13 protein-coding genes are annotated in these 18,373 nt (G+C 32.7%); 8 read left to right on the forward strand and 5 right to left on the reverse strand.

From position 1 onward, the window contains the following. The first annotated feature begins 1 nt into the window (after position 1). The 6 genes from BT107_RS14830 to BT107_RS14855 all read left to right on the forward strand — a co-directional run bounded on the left by BT107_RS14830 (position 2) and on the right by BT107_RS14855 (position 7,111). Positions 2-1,159, forward strand: coding sequence for a formimidoylglutamase (locus BT107_RS14830; RefSeq protein ID WP_072304621.1), 1,158 nt, complete (start codon positions 2-4; stop codon positions 1,157-1,159). A 115-nt stretch (positions 1,160-1,274) separates the two neighbouring features. Next, on the forward strand, positions 1,275-2,633 hold the full coding sequence (gene porK / locus BT107_RS14835) for a T9SS ring complex lipoprotein PorK/GldK (RefSeq protein WP_072304622.1): 1,359 nt from the start codon (positions 1,275-1,277) through the stop codon (positions 2,631-2,633). A gap of 62 nt (positions 2,634-2,695) precedes the next feature. Next, on the forward strand, positions 2,696-3,349 hold the full coding sequence (gene porL, locus BT107_RS14840) for a type IX secretion system motor protein PorL/GldL (protein ID WP_072304623.1): 654 nt from the start codon (positions 2,696-2,698) through the stop codon (positions 3,347-3,349). 55 nt (positions 3,350-3,404) lie between these two features. After that, a complete protein-coding gene (gene porM, locus BT107_RS14845) occupies positions 3,405-4,964 on the forward strand; it encodes a type IX secretion system motor protein PorM/GldM (protein ID WP_072304624.1) in 1,560 nt (519 codons plus the stop codon). 78 nt (positions 4,965-5,042) lie between these two features. Further along, positions 5,043-5,942 (forward strand): type IX secretion system ring subunit PorN/GldN, encoded by a 900-nt coding sequence (gene porN / locus BT107_RS14850; RefSeq protein WP_072304625.1) that lies wholly within the window; start codon positions 5,043-5,045, stop codon positions 5,940-5,942. 107 nt (positions 5,943-6,049) lie between these two features. After that, entirely contained in the window at positions 6,050-7,111 is a 1,062-nt protein-coding gene (locus tag BT107_RS14855; RefSeq protein ID WP_072304626.1) for an NAD(P)/FAD-dependent oxidoreductase, read from the forward strand. Here BT107_RS14855 and BT107_RS14860 read toward each other — a convergent pair. Next, positions 7,095-7,493: a DUF983 domain-containing protein gene (locus tag BT107_RS14860; protein WP_072304627.1), complete on the reverse strand. Its 399-nt coding sequence runs from the start codon at positions 7,491-7,493 to the stop codon at positions 7,095-7,097. The two genes, BT107_RS14855 and BT107_RS14860, sit on opposite strands and share 17 nt — an antisense overlap. Before the next feature lie 65 nt (positions 7,494-7,558). Here BT107_RS14860 and BT107_RS14865 point away from each other — a divergent pair, with 65 nt between their 5' ends. Together BT107_RS14865 and BT107_RS14870 are read left to right on the forward strand one after the other, a co-directional pair. After that, positions 7,559-9,469 carry an ABC-F family ATP-binding cassette domain-containing protein gene (locus BT107_RS14865; RefSeq protein WP_072304628.1) on the forward strand — a complete coding sequence of 637 codons (1,911 nt, stop codon included), beginning with the start codon at positions 7,559-7,561 and terminating at the stop codon, positions 9,467-9,469. Between the two features lie 155 nt (positions 9,470-9,624). Next, on the forward strand, positions 9,625-10,509 hold the full coding sequence (locus BT107_RS14870) for a leucine-rich repeat domain-containing protein (protein ID WP_072304629.1): 885 nt from the start codon (positions 9,625-9,627) through the stop codon (positions 10,507-10,509). A gap of 68 nt (positions 10,510-10,577) precedes the next feature. On the opposite strand, the gene BT107_RS14875 is transcribed toward BT107_RS14870, so the two are convergent. From BT107_RS14875 to BT107_RS14890, 4 genes are all read right to left on the reverse strand, one after another. Beyond that, positions 10,578-13,517 (reverse strand): serine hydrolase domain-containing protein, encoded by a 2,940-nt coding sequence (locus BT107_RS14875; RefSeq protein WP_072304630.1) that lies wholly within the window; start codon positions 13,515-13,517, stop codon positions 10,578-10,580. After that, positions 13,514-14,980 (reverse strand): sodium:solute symporter, encoded by a 1,467-nt coding sequence (locus BT107_RS14880; protein ID WP_072304631.1) that lies wholly within the window; start codon positions 14,978-14,980, stop codon positions 13,514-13,516. The genes BT107_RS14875 and BT107_RS14880 overlap by 4 nt, the downstream gene beginning before the upstream one ends. A gap of 9 nt (positions 14,981-14,989) precedes the next feature. After that, positions 14,990-16,540, reverse strand: coding sequence for a glycoside hydrolase family 10-like protein (locus BT107_RS14885; protein WP_072304720.1), 1,551 nt, complete (start codon positions 16,538-16,540; stop codon positions 14,990-14,992). Between the two features lie 116 nt (positions 16,541-16,656). Continuing rightward, complete coding sequence (locus tag BT107_RS14890) at positions 16,657-18,369, reverse strand: RagB/SusD family nutrient uptake outer membrane protein (protein WP_072304632.1); 1,713 nt, start codon at positions 18,367-18,369, stop codon at positions 16,657-16,659. Between the last annotated feature and the right edge of the window lie 4 nt (positions 18,370-18,373).

Raw genomic sequence — 18,373 nt, forward strand, 5'->3', positions numbered from 1 at the left:
TATGGCGTTCGATTTTTTGGTTCCAGTGGCAGATAAAGTAATAGCTCATTGTGAGCTTCTACCGTCGCAATCATTAGGAAAAAAAATACACAAGCATACAAAAAAAGATGGTTTACCGGTATTAGCTATGGCTTCCATAGCTATTATCGGTGTTAACGAAGCGAGAAATGCTTACGAGAAAAAAGCAGAAGCTTTAGATATCTCTGGAGTTAGACTAGAGCTTTATAAGTTAATGGTAGGTAATTGGAACTCTACCATTTTAGATTTAGGAGATGTAGAGCCAGGAGAAAGCGTTAGTGATACTTATTTTGTAGTAAAAGAAGTTGTTGCTTCACTTATAGAAGAAGATATACTACCTATAGTAATTGGTCCAACACAAGATTTAACTTATCCTTGTTATAGAGCCTTTGACGGACTCAGAAATATGATTAATCTAGTAAACATAGATAATCGTTTTGATTTTGGAGACCAAGAAGAGCTTATATCATCTAACTCTTATATGAGTAAGATTATAACAGACCAACCAAATAACTTATTTAATTTTTCAAACATTGGGTATCAAAGCTATTTTAACTCTCAAGAAGAAATAGACTTAATGCAGCGTCTTTTTTTTGATGCATACAGGTTAGGGGAAGTAACATCAGACATTACATTAGTAGAGCCACTTCTACGAAATGCACATATTGTTAGTTTAGATGCACGTGCCATACGAGCTAGTGAAATGGGGATGTTAAATAATTTTTCGCCAAACGGATTTACTGGAAGAGAAATTTGTGCTATTGCCAGGTATGCTGGGATAAGTGAGAAATTAGCTGTTTTTGGTGTGTTCGAAAGTGAGAACTCTAACCAGTCTTTTCAGCTGCTAGCCCAGATAATATGGTACTTTATAGAAGGCTACAACTTTAGAGTACAAGAATTACCTTATTTAAATAAAGAAGCATTTACAAAGTATATAGTTCCTTCAGACTTAGAAGAACTAGTTTTTTATAAAAGTAATTTAACTGAAAGATGGTGGGTAGAAGTACCATCTATTTTAAATTCATATAATAAAAACGAAATGCCTGCGTTATTACCCTGCACCAAGGCGGATTATGTAGAGGCTACAAACCAAAACATACCAGAAAGGTGGTTTAAAGCTTTTAAAAAAGGACTTAATTAAAAAATTACTGTAAATAACGTGTCTTAATACAATATTTCATTTAAAACGCAGTTTTAATGAATGAATATATGTGATTAAGAACTAAATATCTTAAATCGAAATTTAACCTATAATTATGAAGAAACTATTGTTAATGTCCATGGGATTTGTTCTTTTACTTGGCAGTTGCGGTAAGTCAGGAACAAAAGGAGAATTGGTAGGAGCCCAAGGAAAAAAATGGTATCCGGAAAAACCTTACGGAATGGAATTGATCCCTAGAGGGTCTTTTATCATGGGTAAGTCAGAAGAAGACCAAGCGCAGGTTTTAAACGCGCCTACTAAAACAGTTACAGTAACTTCTTTTTATATGGATGATACTGAAATAACAAATAGTGAGTATCGTCAGTTTGTAGAATGGGTTAAAGATTCTATTACAAGAACCAAATTGGCAATATTAGCAGATGAGTTAGGTTTAAGCCCTGAAGATGGTGGTATTGGTGAGTATGCATTTAAAGATGCAGATACAACTAAAATGTCTGAGTACGATAAATATATGATGGATAACTACGGAGGTGGTGGGCCATTAGGATACGAAGGTAGAGCTCTAAATAAAGATGAAGATCTTATTTGGGACACTTCTGAATATCCAGATGAGTACTATGTAGAAGTTATGGATAAATTATATATTCCTGAAGAGGAAGCATACAATGGACAACGTACTATAGATGTTACGCAACTTAAATATAAGTACAGCTGGATGGATATAGACGCAGCTGCTAGATCTAAGACAGGAAGTAGAAAAGACTTTATTAAGCAAACAGAATTGCCTATATATCCAGATACTACTGTTTGGATTAAAGATTTTGAATACTCTTACAACGAGCCAATGCACAACGATTATTTTTGGCATGATGCTTATAGCGAGTACCCTGTAGTAGGTGTAACTTGGGACCAAGCAACAGCTTTCTGTAACTGGAGAACAAAATTAAAGAACGATGACCAAAAGAGTAGAGGAAAACAACCAGTAAACAAATTTAGATTACCAACAGAAGCAGAATGGGAGTATGCTGCAAGAGGTGGTATCGAAAGTGGTATGTATCCTTGGGGTGGTCCTTATGTAATTAGTGATACAGGTTGCTATATGGCAAACTTTAAACCACAAAGAGGAGATTACGCTGCAGATGCAGCATTATATACAGTAGAGGCTAAATCTTATGAGCCTAACGACTTTAACTTGTATAATATGGCTGGTAACGTGTCTGAATGGACAAGCTCTAGCTACGATCCAAGTACTTACGATTTTGTTTCTACAATGAATCCTAACGGAGGAGATAGTGGTAATGCAAGAAGAGTAATACGTGGTGGTTCTTGGAAAGATGTTGCTTACTTCTTACAAGTATCTACAAGAGATTATGAATACAGAGATTCAGCTCGTAGTTATATTGGCTTTAGAACTGTACAAGATTATATGGGAGAAGAAGATTCTACCGATTAATTAACCGAATAAATTTAACCCTAAATACTTATAATTAATAAACCCAAATTAAAATTTAAATTATGGCACAATCAAAATCAACAAAGAAATTATTTAATATGGCCTATGGCCTAGGAGCGTCAATCGTTATTATTGGAGCGTTATTCAAAATTCTTCACTGGGAACTTGGACCTTTAAACGGTGGTGTTTTACTTGCAATTGGTCTTATTACAGAGGCACTTATTTTTGCAATTAGCGCATTTGAGCCTTTAGATGACGAATTAGACTGGTCTCTAGTATATCCAGAATTAGCAGGTGGTGAAACATCAGTTAAAAAGAAAAATGATAGTTTAGAAGTAAAAGAAGCAGAAGCATCTTTATCTAAGAAATTAGATTCTATGTTAAAAGAAGCTGGTGTAGATGCAGAATTAATGGGAAGCTTAGGTAGTAGCATTAAGAACTTTGAAGGAGCTGCAAAAGGAATTGCACCAACAGTTGATGCAATGGAATCTACAAGAAAGTATTCTGATGAAATGGTACAAGCTGCTTCACAAATGGAATCTTTAAATAGCTTATACAAAGTACAATTAGAAAGTGCTAGTAGACAGGCATCTATTAATGAAGAAGTAGTACAAAACTCTTCAGCATTAAAAGATCAAATGGAATCTTTAGCGACAAATTTATCTTCGTTAAACGGAGTTTACGGAGGTATGTTATCTGCAATGAGCAAAAACTAATTAGTTAATACTAATAACCCCAAATCTAATTATTAACTAAAATTTAGTAGAAAACATGGCAGGAGGAAAACAGTCACCACGTCAGAAAATGGTAAACTTAATGTACTTAGTGTTCATTTGTATGCTGGCGTTAAATATGAGTAAAGAAGTTCTAGCTGCATTCGGCTTAATGAATGTAAAGATGGAAGCTTCTAACAAAAAATCAACAGAAAACAATGTAGCTTTCTTAGAAGGTCTTGGAACAAAGGCAGAAGAGAATGCAGCAAAGTATGCTGAAGATTACAAAAAAGCACAACAGGTACAAAAAATATCTCAAGAGTATTATGACTATTTAGAAGGTCTTAAAGCAGAGATGACTAAAGGAGTTGAAGATCCTACAGACTACCAGGTAATGGATAAGTCAGATTATTTAGATCAAAAATTCTTTAGTGGTGAAAACTTAGCAGAAGGTGGTAAAGAATTCATGAAAAGAATTAATGATTACCGTTCTCAGATATCTAAATTAGTACCAGAAAGATTAAAAGGAGCAGTTGTTGCTAGGTTTGAAACTGGTGATGCTAATGGTAAAGTAGAGAAAAAAGATAAAACTAAGCAAGATTGGATTAACTACCATTATGAAGGTTTTCCTTTAATAGCTTCTTTAACTAAAATTACTGCTTTACAGTCTGATATTAAGTCTACTGAAGAAGATGCTTTAAAAGCAATGTTAGAAGGTAATTTAACAGATCAAGTTTCTTTAAAGAAATTTAAAACATCACTTTTTGGATCTAAATCAGCATTCTATGCAGGTGAAAAGTACGATGGTAAAATTATTATCAGCAAAACTGATGATTCTTCTACTCCAGAAAGAGCAGAATTAACATTAGATGGTAGAAAATTAAAAGAAGGTACAGATTATGAGCTTGAAGCTGGAGGTGTAAAAATGTTAATTGGTGCTGGTAATCCAGGAGATCATGAAATAGCAGGTACACTTTTCTTTAAGCAAGATGGTGAAGAAGTTCCTGTAGAGGTTAAAAATTCTTTTGCAACTATATCTAAGCCAAGTGCAGCTTTAATTGCAGCAGATAAGATGAACGTTGTTTATCGTGGTGTTGCAAACCCAATGACAATATCTATACCAGGTATACCAAACAATAAAGTAAGAGCTTCTGCTCCAGGTTTAAAGTCGGTAAGTGGTAGTAAGTATGTTATGACGCCAGGTTCTGGTAGAACAGTTAAGATTACAGCTTCTGGTACATTGCCTGATGGTAAGCCAGTTAGTTCTTCTTCTGACTTCAGAATTAAAGATATTCCAAGTCCAACAGGTTCTATTAGAGGAGAAACTGGTAGCGTTAAAATGCCACGTGCAAACTTAGAAGTGTCTACAATAGGTGCAATATTAGATGATTTCGATTTCGATTTAAACATTGGAGTTAGCGGATTCAGCTTTAAAGTTCCTGGGCAACCAACAATAAGAGTTAATGGTAGAAAATTAGACGCAAGAGCTAAATCTGCATTAAAAAGAGCAAAAAGAGGTGATATGGTTCAGATATTTAATATCCAAGCTTATATTACAAATAACAAGAGTTACAGATTAAAGAAAGTTTCTAGTGTACTTGTAGAAATTACAAACTAGGATAAATGAAACTAAACAGTAAGTTGCTGTTGCAAAATGGCAACTTACTTATAGCTTCAAAATAAAATTATTTAAATGATGAATTGGAAAAACATTTTAGTAGTAGGATTTATGGCAGTGTCTTCATTATCTGCTATGGCACAATCAAATGTATTGAATGCTAAAAACCCTGATGAAATCGGAGTAAAAACCGAAGCACAAATTAAAAAAGACAATGACGGACCATTAAGATATGGTTATGTAGACGACAGAGATGTTTTATGGTCTACTACTATATGGGAAGTTATAGATTTAGATGAACGTGTAAACTTTCCTTTATATTACCCAATAGATACTATAGACATAGGTAAAGACAGAAGATCTTTATACCATGTTTTAATGAAAGCTATTAAGAGTGGTGATTTAGAAGTTTATGCAGATTCTTATTTCACAGAAAAAAGAAAGTTAAGTGATCTTAAAGCGTCTATGCAAAAAATAGATACTACAGATTACGGTTACGATCAATACAACGCTGGTGAAACAGTATCAGAAGAGTATATTAACAAAAGAGATTTAGTAGCTGCGGATTTAGAAGAATACCTAATTAAAGGAATGTGGTATTTTGATAAAAGACAAGGTGAATTAAAATACCGTTTGTTAGGTATTGCTCCAGTAGCACCAGATGTTAACTTTATAGATGATGATTCTGTAGAGATGGATGGTAACAAAATTCCTCTTTTCTGGGTATGGTATCCAGATGCTAGAGAAATTTTACACACAGCAAAAGTTTTTAACCAAAGAAATTCTGCAAGTCCAATTTCTTTTGATATGTTGTTGAATTCTAGAAGATTTCAGGCAACAATTTATAAAGAAGAAAATGTACACGGAGATCGTAAAATTAAAGATTACATCTCGGATAATGCATTGTTTCAGTTACTAGAATCTAAAAGAATTAAAGAGGTTATTAGAGACAGAGAACAAGATATGTGGAGCTATTAAATATGCTTTAGAATTCCAATTCAATAATATAAGCAGACTCCCTAGGATTTTTATCCTAGGGAGTTTTTTTATGTCATAAATTAAGCTACTTTATCTACTTTTGCCATATGGTAAATTATTTAGTTATAGGTCTTGGTTTGGCTGGTATTTCTTTTTGTGAAACTCTAGAGCAGAACAGTAAGAGTTTTAAGGTGGTTGCAGATAACTCACAGACATCTTCTGTAGTTGCTGGCGGATTATATAACCCTGTTATTTTAAAACGATTTACACTAGCTTGGAACGCTAAAGAGCAATTAGACCTAGCTTTGCCATTCTACAAAAGGTTAGAAGAAAAACTGCAAGTACAATTAGATTATAAAATACCTGTAGTGCGCAGGTTTGCATCTGTAGAAGAACAAAATATGTGGTTTGAAGCTTTAGATAAACCTAATCTTCATTATTTTTTGTCTCAAAAAATTCTTCAAAATAATAACGCTAACATAGATGCACCTTTTGGATACGGAGAAGTTTTAGATACAGGTAGAATAGATACAAAGGAGCTTTTATTAGCCTATAAAAATTACCTAATTAATAAAGAAGCTATACTACAAGAAACGTTTGATTTTGATGCTCTGCAAATTGAAAAAAATGGAGTAACATACAAAGGCATTAAAGCGGAAAAAATAGTTTTTGCTACTGGTTTTGGTTTAAAAAGTAATCCGTTTTTTAATTATTTGCCATTAAATGGTACTAAGGGTGAGCTTTTAACTATAAAAGCACCAGATTTAAAAGAGAACAGTGTTGTAAAATCATCAGTCTTTATAATACCAATGGGTAACCATTTATATAGGGTAGGAGCTACTTATAACCGGGACGACAAAACAAACAACGTATCTGAAACAGCTAAAGAAGAGTTGTTGACCAAATTAAATACTTTTTTAAAGTGTAGTTATGAAGTTGTAGATCATAAGGCTGGTGTTAGGCCAACAGTTGCAGATCGTAAACCATTGGTAGGTGAACATCCTAAACATAAAAACTTGTATGTTTTAAATGGTTTTGGATCTAGAGGGGTTATGGCTGGGCCATATGCAGCCCAACAATTGTATAATTTTATAGAAAATAAGGAACCGCTGAGGTCAGAAATAGATTGTAAACGTTTTATAAAAAGGTATCTTAAATCTGTTTCTTAAATTTTGTAGCAGCATCTTTATCATAATGCATAAACATATTAATCCATATATTACGAGATAGCCTCATTATTACAGGCATAAAGCCAATTAAAGTAACAACAATGCAAATAAAGGTAACTAAAAGGCTAGTTTCTATAAAAATAAAGGAAATAAAAAAAGCAGCTACGGCAAATGCTATTCCAACGCCATAACTAACGTACATTGCGCCATAAAAAAAGGAAGGTTCCATTTTATATTTAGTGTTGCAATGAGAACAACGCTCGTGCATATCAAAGATATTCGCCATTCTGTATGGGTTTTTATCCTTATACATGCTTTCTAAGTGGCATTTTGGACAACTTCCTGTTAAAATACTGTAGAGTTTGTTTCCTTTTTTTAACATTTGCAAAAACTTTTTGTAAAGTTATCATTTTGATACATCTTATAAGCTAACAATTGTCATAAAATATGCTAAATATTCATAATCTATCTGTCTCTTTTGGAGGTGAATTTTTGTTCGAAGAAATTTCTTTTAGACTTAATCCAGGAAATCGTGTTGGACTGATAGGAAAAAATGGTGCAGGAAAATCTACACTATTAAAATTACTATCTAAAGAAATGCCAATAGATAGCGGCACAATTGCAGCAGATAAAGATGTAAAGATTGGTTTTTTAAAACAAGATATAGACTTTGTAGAAGGTAGGTCTGTTTTAGAAGAGTCTTACCAAGCGTTTGAAGAAATTAAAGCGTTGGAGCAAAAGTTAGACGAAATAAATCATCAATTAGCAGAACGTACAGATTACGAAAGTGAAAGTTACAGTCAGCTTATTATAGATTTAAATGATATAACACATCATTACGAAATTTTAGGAGGTTACAATTACCAAGGTGAAACAGAAAAGGTTTTACAAGGTTTAGGTTTTAGCAGAGAAGATTTTGATAAAAAGACAGAGACTTTCTCTGGAGGATGGCGTATGCGTATAGAACTAGCTAAGCTTCTATTGCAAACTAACGATGTATTATTGTTAGATGAGCCTACTAACCACTTAGATATAGAATCTATTATATGGTTAGAGCAATTTTTAAAAGGTTATACCGGAGCTGTTGTTATAGTATCGCATGATAAAATGTTTTTAGATAATGTAACCAATAGAACAATAGAAATTTCTTTAGGTCGAATCTATGATTACAACAAACCGTACTCAGAATACTTGGTGCAGCGTAACGAGTTAAAAACACAGCAGTTAAGCGCACAGAAGAACCAAGAAAAACAAATACAACAAACAGAGAAGTTAATAGAAAAGTTTAGAGCAAAAGCATCTAAAGCAACTATGGCGCAATCTCTAATTAAAAAACTAGATAAAATAGACAGGATAGAAGTAGATGAAGATGACAATAGTGTTATGAATCTACGTTTTCCTATCTCTATAACACCAGGTAAAATAATTGCTGAGATTGAAGGCTTATCTAAAAATTACGGCGATAAAAAAGTCTTAAATAATATAGATTTATTAATTGAGCGCGATAGTAAAACAGCTTTTGTTGGTCAAAACGGTCAAGGTAAATCTACCTTAGCCAAAATAATGGTGGGTGATATAGAATATACAGGTCACCTTAAATTAGGGCATAATGTACAAATAGGATATTTTGCGCAAAACCAAGCAGAGTATTTAGATGGTACAAAAACCATTTTAGATACTATGATAGATGCTGCTAATGAAACAAACAGAAGTAAGGTTAGAGATATATTAGGCTCTTTTTTGTTTAGAGGAGACGATGTAGATAAATACGTAAGAGTATTATCTGGTGGTGAGCGTAACCGTTTGGCGTTAGCTAAAATGTTATTACAGCCTTTAAATGTGTTGGTAATGGATGAGCCAACCAACCACTTAGATATAAAATCTAAAAATGTTTTAAAGCAAGCATTGCAAAATTTTGAAGGTACATTAATTCTTGTATCTCATGATAGAGACTTTTTACAAGGTTTAACCAATAAGGTATATGAGTTTAAAGATCAAAAAATTAGAGAGTATTTAGGTGATATAGATTATTACTTAAACCAACGTAAGGCAGAAAACTTTAGAGCAATAGAGAAAAAAACAAAAGTTAAAAAAGAAGTTAAGAAAGAAGAAGATAAGAAGGTTGATTATAAAGATCAGAAAAAAATAAAATCTTTAAAAAATAAACTTAGTAATGTAGAGAGTGAAATTTCTTCATTAGAAAGTGAAATTAAAAAAATAGATCAAGGCCTTTTATTAGAGTATGAAGCAACCATTGCTCAGCCAGATTTCTTTAGCAAATACGAAGCTAAAAAGAAGAAATTAAAAGAACTAATGGCTTCTTGGGAAGACTTAACTTTAAACTTAGAAGATTTGTAAGACAAATTAATGTATGTAAGTGAATTAGCTAAACCACAAGAAAAGCGACTTTCACAACAAAAACCGGTTAACTGTCTGTAGTTCATCTAATAATTTTGCCAATGGTCTATAATTAGCTTCTCTTTGTGTCATAATATAAGCTAACCAGTATAGACATGAAAAGGAATTTTACTTACACATTTGTAGCATTTATAGCCATTGCGGTCCAGACAGTATCCGGACAAGTGGCACCTAAGGAAAAAGAAGTATTAGTAGATTTGTATAACGCTACTAATGGTAATGAGTGGACAATTAAATGGGATCTAGATAAACCAGTTTCTACATGGAAAGGTGTAAAAGTTGAAGATAACCACATTGTGGGTATTAACTTATTTAGAAATAATTTAGAAGGAAGCTTACCTAAAACTATAAATAAACTTAAAAGTTTACAAGATTTAAATTTAGCTTTTAACAAAATAAACGGAGAAATACCTTCTACAATTACAAAGCTAAAGCAGTTAAAGAACTTGCATTTAGAAATGAATAGGTTAACGGGTAAATTGCCAGAGAAATTAGGTGATTTAGAAAACTTAGAAACCTTGGTTCTTTTTAATAACCTTATAGATGGCGAAATTCCTAAAAGTGTAGGTAAGTTAAGTAAGCTAAAAGCGCTTAATGTGTCTAGCAATAAATTAACAGGTATAATTCCAGATGAATTAGGAAGTTTATCTAAGTTAGAAAGTCTGGGGCTTTTTGAAAATACATTAGTAGGTTTTGTACCTAAAGAATTAGGCAACCTAGTAGAATTAAAAGAACTTGTTATTGCTAATAACCAATTAATGGGAGATATTCCTCAGGAATTTGGACAGTTGGTAAACTTACAAGTATTACAATTACAAAATAATAAATTTAATAGTTTTAATAGCTTAGAGTTTATGCAATCTAAAGAAATCTTAGTTTTTGATTTTGATGGCAAAAAACCTAGCTTAAAGTTTAGAGATATAAATACTACTAAAACTGGTGTTGCAGAAACAGAGTTTGAAGAAGATAAAGAAAATTAGTTAATTTTAAGTATCTAGTTGGTTAGTAAAAAAGAGTGCTGTAAGGCACTCTTTTTTTTGTTTAATACTTATTGCATAGCGTCATAAATAACTTGCTGTATATTGGTTCTTGTATTTAATGTATATAACTTTCTATTATCTCTAGTTGGTGTTACCCTATTTGATAAGAAAATAAAAAGAACATCATTAATTGGATCCATCCAGACCATTGTACCAGTAAACCCTGTATGCCCAAAACTTTCTTTACTTGCATCTTTAGCAGTATTGCTGTTTTCTCCTTTATAAGTCAAATAAGGCTTGTCAAAACCAATTCCTCTATGGTTATTGTTTTCAGGGAACTGAACGCTAGTATATTGTTTTAATGTTTTTGAAGAAATGTATTCTTCATTACCATATGTGCCCATATTTAAATACATCTGCATTAACTTGGCTAAGTCATTAGCATTAGAAAATAGGCCTGCATTTGCAGATATGCCGCCCATCATAGCAGCGCCTTCGTCATGTACTGTTCCATGTATAGGGTTGTGTCTAAATAAATAGTCGTTCTCTGTAGGTATAATAGAACTGTTATTAAACTTTTTGGACGGTGTGTAGGTTAGCGTTGTAGCTCCTAGTTTATTATAAAAATTAGCATTTACATAATCTACAAAATTTGTATTGGTTATTTTTTCAACCATAGTAGGAAGTAGGTAAAATAGCAATCCAGAATATTTGTATTTTTTTACATCACTAACAGGTGATTTTTTTATCGCTTTAAAGATTTTCTTTTTGTAGTTATGGTGCAACCACATATTGTAGGTAATTTTTAAAGGAAAACGTGCAGAGGAATCTTTTTTTATAGTATTCCATTTGTAGCTTCCGTTTTTACGCAAAGTCTTTTGCCAATATGGTATCCAAGGAGAAAAACCAGCTTGGTGTGTTAGTATCTGTTTTAGAGAAATATCCGCTTTGTTAGAACCTTTAAAATAAGGTAAGTAGTCATCAATAGTATTTTCTACATCAAATTTATTTAGATCTTGTAATTGCATAAGAGCTGGCAATGCAGAAGAGATCTTAGTTACTGAAGCTATATCATAAATATTAGAAAGGTTTACTTTTGTAGTGTCACTATATATGTGAGTTCCGTAGGCCTTGTGTAAAACAACTTTACCGTTTTTTGCAACAAGTACTTGTGCGCCTGGAATTGCTTTGTTAGCGATAGCCTGTTGTACTAAAGAGTCTATTCTAGAGTTTAATATTTTAGAATTTAGACCTGCATCTTCTGGTAATGTGTATTTAAATCTTATTTTTTTAGAAGTAGTTATGCCGTCTCCAGATTTAAATTTAGAGCCAATACTAATTGGTAATTTTCCATTTGCAGAAACTCCACCAAATATTAACTGTGCTGCAATATCTTGTGTAATGTTATTGTCTTGATACGTTAGAACAATGCCTTTAACCTCTTCAATGTTTTTAATTTTAGAAATTGAATATGGATTTTTAAAATATGATACTATTGTTTTTCTAGAAGGTAAATTTTCTACAAACTCAGTTAATGCTTTAGAAAATTCTATTTTATTTTTTGGAAAAGCACTAGAGTCGTGTATGCCTACTATTAATAAATTATGCTTTTCAATTTCTTTTTTTAGCGTGCTAATTATTGCGGCATCAGCATTATTACCTAAGTTAAAATGGTTTATTTTAGTATACAGGCTTAAACTTTTTTGAAAAACAGTTTTTGTTGTATCACCTATAGAGATAGACATAATATTTAAGGTGTCTAATTTTTTTAGAGGGATAATAGTATCATCATTTTTAATGACTGTTAAAGAAGCTTCTACAAGCTGCCTTTTTAGTAGGTTTGCTTTTGGACTATTTAAATCTTTAATTAATTCTTTGCTAGGAGTAGAGCTGTAGTGGTTAAGTTTTGCCCATTGTTTAGCTGCTAATATTTTTCGAACCCTATTATCTATATCTACCTGAGAAATTACTTTCTTTTTTACGGCATTTTCAATTTCTAATATAGCTTTAGCAACATCCTGTGTTAACTCTAAAACATCGTTACCCGCTAACACAGCTTCCTTGTCTACAATACCAGGCTTATTGTTGTTGGTAACCCCTTTCATACGCATTGCGTCGGTAATAATTAAGCCCTTAAAGCCAAGTCTGTCTTGTAGTAAATCTGTAACAATAGCTTTAGATAATGTAGAGGGTTTTCCAGAAGCATCCAAAGCAGGAATATTTAAATGTGCAACCATAATACCATTTATACCTGCGTTTATAAGTTCCTTAAACGGGTATAATTCTAAGTTATTTAATCGTTCTAAAGAATGATTTATTTGAGGTAAATTATAGTGAGAATCTGTGTTAGTATCCCCGTGACCAGGAAAATGCTTTGCTGTTGTTAATAGACCAGCGTCTTGCATACCTTGCATATAAGCAACACTTTTTTGAGCAACTTTGTATTTGTTTTCTCCAAAAGAACGATAGTTAATAACAGGATTTTCAGGATTGTTATTTACATCTGCAACAGGAGCAAAGTTTAAGTGTAGACCAGTACTCTTTATTTGCCTAGCAACCTCAACACCTAGATTGTAAATTAGCGTATTATCTTCTATGGCACCTAATGCCATTTGGTAGGGATAGCTAATAGTACTATCTAAACGCATACCTAAACCCCATTCTGCATCTATAGCTCCAAGAAGAGGTGTTTTTGCTTGCTTCTGGTACATATTCATTTGTCTTACTTGAGTAACAGGGTCTCCCTGAAAAAACACTAAGCCACCTATGTTCCATTTTTTTATTAAGTCTAAAATTTCTATCTCATGTTCTTTTCCTTTATTAGAATAAGCAGCTACAAACATAAGCTGTCCAATTTTTTCTTTAGGAGTTAAACTTTTCATTACAGAGTCTACCCATTTACTATTGGTGTATTTTAAAAACTCTGGAGATGTAGTTTTTTCTTGAGCTCTTACCAGTGTGCTTAGACCTAGTAAAAGCAATACTGTTGTTATAATTTTTATTTTCATTTTTTGTGTATTATATGTAAAGGCAGAATAGTTTTTTTGGAAATAATGAATAAGCCTAGCATAGTTAAGAATGCATTTACGAGTAAAATTTCAAAACCAAACTTAAAACCGTTAAACCATTTTTCTGAATTATAGTTTAATATTATAGATAGTATTGGGGCAATAATACATACTAAAGGTACAAGTTTGTCTTTTACTTTTTTCTTTGTTATTAAGCCAAAAGCATATAGGCCTAAAATAGGACCATAAGTAAAGCCAGCAACTTTAAAAACAGCGCTAACAACACTAGTGTCATTAAACGCATTAAAAATAATAATAACTAAAAACATTAGTAATGTAAAACCAATGTGTACATATAGTCTTGTTCTCTTTTTTACAGTTTTGGTTTTTTTAGGACTTAATATATCTATGCAAAAAGAAGTTGTTAGTGCGGTAAGGGCAGAATCTGCACTAGAGAAAGCAGCAGCTATAATACCTAGTAGAAAAACAATGCCTGCTAATAAGCCAAAATAATTTAAAGCAAGTAATGGGTAAAGATCATCTGTGCGTTCTGGAATTGCTATATTATTTGCTGTAGCATATTGATACAATAAAACACCTAAAATTAAGAACAAAATAGTAGAAAGTAAAAATGTAACAGAAAACCAAAGTATGTTCTTTTGTGCGTCTTTTATACTTTTACAAGTAAGGTTTTTTTGCATTACATTTTGGTCTAAGCCGTTCATAGCAATGGTGATAAAAACACCAGCAGTAAAGGTTTTAAAGAAATTTCTGTCAGATAGCCAATTCCATTCAAATAAATTAGATTTAGGACTAGAACTAACTAGTTTAAATGTATCGTTAATACTTAAGTCTAGTTGACTAAGGATAACAAAAATGCTAATGGTTACTGCTAGTAATAAAAAAGTAGTTTGTATAGTGTCTGTCCATACAATTGTTTTAATACCTCCTCTAAATGTATATAACCATATTAGAGAAATTGTTACAAGGACCGTTACCCAAAAAGGAATTCCGAAAGAGTTAAAAAAAGCAATTTGTAAAACAATAGCTGCTAAAAATAACCTAAACGAAGCACCTATTGTTTGTGATATTAAAAAAAATGAAGCTCCTGTTCTGTATGACTTTAAACCAAAACGATCTTTTAAATATTCATAGATTGAAATAAGATTTAACCTGTAAAATAAAGGGATTAGTACAAAAGCAATTACAACATAGCCAACAATATTACCTAGTACAAACTGAAGATATGTCCACCCAAGATTAGAAACCTCTCCCGGAACAGAAATAAATGTTACACCAGATAAAGATGCGCCAACCATACCATAGGCAACTAAGTACCAGGGTGACTGTCTATTTCCTGTAAAAAATGTATCGTTATCAGATTTCCTAGAAGTTAAATAACTAATAAGCATTAACAATCCAAAATACCCTGTAATTACGCTAAAAACTATTAAAGGAGTCATATCTTTTTTTTAATCAATATTAATTTCAAAAAATTCACTTTGATTTCCGGTTCTATCTACAGCGGTTAATCCAATTTTTGAAATAGGATTTTCAGTGTCTTTTAAAAACAAAGGCAATTTGTAATTTGTAGCTCTTCTATTTAAGATAGTATGCTCCCATTTTTTGCCACTTCTTTTATAGTATAGCACCCATCTAAATACGTCTGTATTGCTATTGTGTGTCCAGCTAATATTTAATGAGTTTTGCTGTTTTTTAGTTGTAACTATGGGTTGTAAGGGAGGTGTGTTGTCTAGCCAAGGAGATGCAGGAACAAGTGTTTTGTTTTTGTAAGGATTGGCCAAGAGACCTTTAGATAATGTGTCATATTTAATAAGTGGTCCAATGCTCCAGTGTACTGTGCCTTTGCTTTTTGGTAGCATACCCCTAGTAATCATAATCTGATTAAAAACTTCGTCTAAATTTTCTTTAGTGCCACCCAAATCAACTTTTATGCCAGGCCATAAATGTAATTGTTTGGTATTCTCTGTTTGCCACCAACCTAACAACTCAGGAAAACTTTGTCCTATTTTATTGGTTGTCCAGTATAGTTGAGGTGTAAAGTAATCTACCCATCCTTCATTAATCCAAAGTTTAGCATCTGCATACAGTTTTTCATATTGATCATAACCAACGACAGACTCTGGGTATCCAGGTCTCCAAATACCAAACGGACTTAAACCAAATTTTACGTGCGGCTTACTTTTTTTAATTCCCGTATATACATTTTTAATAAAGGTATTTACGCTTTGCCTTCTCCAATCAGACTTAGATAGTTTTCCGCCATTTTTGGTGTATATGTTCCAGCTTTTAGAATCAGGAAAATCTTTGCCATTATTATAAGAATCGTACGGATAAAAATAATCATCAAAATGTATTCCATCTACTTCATACCTATTTACAATATCCATGACAACAGCTAAAGATCTGTCTTGAGTTTCTTTTAGTGATGGATCCATCCAATACATACCATTCTCTAATTCCACAACTAAATTAGGATCTGTTTTAACTACAGATGTTTTTGTAATATCTCCGCCTTGTGTATGGTGTGCTCTGTATGGGTTTAGCCAAGCGTGCAACTCTAAGCCTCTTTCGTGAGCTGCGTAAATCCAAAATTGCAGAGGATCGTAAAAAGGCTCTGGTGCTTTGCCTTGTTCTCCTGTAAGGTAATAAGACCAAGGTTCTATATTACTTTTGTAAAGAGCGTCTGCTTGTGGTCTTACCTGGAAAACTACAGCATTAAAATTATGATCTTTTAGGTAATCTAAAAGAGCTAAAGCTTCTTTTTGTTGTTCGTAAATTGATAAACCTGGTTTGCTTGGCCAGTTAATATTAGCTACAGTAGCAACCCAAGCAGCTCTAAACTCTTCAATATTATAAGGTGTTTTTGCATCCCATTTAACAGCTTTATTGTTTTTGCCTAATGGTGTTTTATTGTAAATGGCTAAATTTTGGTTTGATTTACAACTTATAAAAAATGATGTAATTGATAAGATAAAAAAGCAACGTAAAAGATGATGCATAATTTTTGAAGGTTTATTGGTTTGTTTGTAAAACATATATTGGGTATTAAAAAAGTCCTCCAGAAGTAAACCTGAAGAACTTTTTTTGAAAAACTAAAAACACTATAATTATTTATTTACCAACCTGGGTTTTGCTCTAATTCTACTCCTTGATCTTGGTATAAAGTTATTTGATCTAAAGGAAGTGGACTAAGATAAACTTTAGGGTCGTCAAAAACACGTAAAGATGCAGCAGCAGAAGCAGGTACAATGTATCCTTCATCTCCGTTTGTTAGTGTAATTTCAGCTAGATCTGCACCTGGGTAATCTGCTTTTACTATGTAGGCACCTTGATTAATTTCAGGATTGTTAACCATATCTACATATTCTAATTTTTTCCATCTTTTTAGATCATCTAATCTAAAACCTTCCATCATTAATTCCGTTCTTCTTTCTCTTCTAATTTCCCAAAGTAAAGAAGGTACGCTAGAATCTCTGTTTGGATCATCGTAAGTAACACCAGCAACCGCAGGAGAATCTCCATTTACTTCTAAATGTGGAATAGCAATTCCTGGACGATCTCTTAATACGTTAATAGACTTGTCTAAATCTGCTTGTGATAATGCAGCCCCACCAAGAGTACCAATTTCTGCAGCAGCTTCTGCGTAGTTTACTAAAACTTCTCCATAGCGAATAATAGGTGCATCTGTTGGGTTTAAGTTAGAGCTCCCAATAGGATCATCTTTAATAGCTTCGTTTAAAAATTTATGTGTAGCAAAACCAGAAGAAGAATGGTTAGATGCAATACCGTTTATACGTAGTTCAGAAGACACAAAAGTTTCATAAATTCTTGGATCTCTGTTTGCCATAATCTTATCAATTCCTTGGTCGCCTTCATAAACAGTAGAGATACCTATTGGTAATCCGTCATTAGCTAAGTAAGTATTAATAGCATTTCTAGAAACACCTGTTTGTGGTTCTTTATTATTATAGCTGTTTAGTGCGTGTGTAATTAAGCCTTCTTGGTATTCTTTATAAAGAATAACCTCTGGATTGCCAGATAAACTTAAAGAGTTAAAAACTTCTCTATAATTACCTAAACTATATGCGCCAGAGCTTATTACTTCATTAGCAGCCCATTTTGAAGCTGTTAAATATTCTAAAGCTTTAGCATCATTGTTTTCGTGGTATTTTTGCCAAGTACCTTCATACAACATAATACGCGACATAAAAGCCAAAACAACATTCTTATTCACTTCTAAGCCATTATCGTCTACAGAAGATCTAACGTTATCTGCAGCATATTGTAAGTCTTCAAGAACTTTATCCATTACAAATGTACGCTCGTCTCTTTTCTTGTAAAGTTGTTCGTTATCATTTTCAGATACTTCTTTATCGTAGTATTGTACATCTCCAAAACGACTAGTTAAGTCGTGGTATTCTAGTGCTCTAAAAAAGCGACCAATACCTGTCCAGTGATTTATAGCTTCTTGTTCCATAGGCACTGTTTGCACTCTGTCTATAAAAATATTTGCCTTACGTACCCATCCAAATCCCCAGCCGCCACCAGAAGTTGGTACTTGTTGTGTAAAACGAGCAGGGTTTGTAGAAGCAAAATCATCATTTAAAGATTGTCCAGAAAAATAGTCACCCCAAGTATAGCTAGAGCCATACCCTTTAAAGTATCCATTGTAAAATCCAAAAGCAAAAGCTTTTACATTTCCTTCACTAGTCCAATATGTTTCATCTACAAGTAAATCTTGTGGCGGAACATCTAGAAAATCATCTTCACACCCTACAAACGCAATAATGCAAAGAAAAAGCAGTATTAATTTATTTGTTACTTTCATTTTT

Source organism: Cellulophaga fucicola (assembly GCF_900119145.1).
GTDB lineage: Bacteria > Bacteroidota > Bacteroidia > Flavobacteriales > Flavobacteriaceae > Cellulophaga > Cellulophaga fucicola.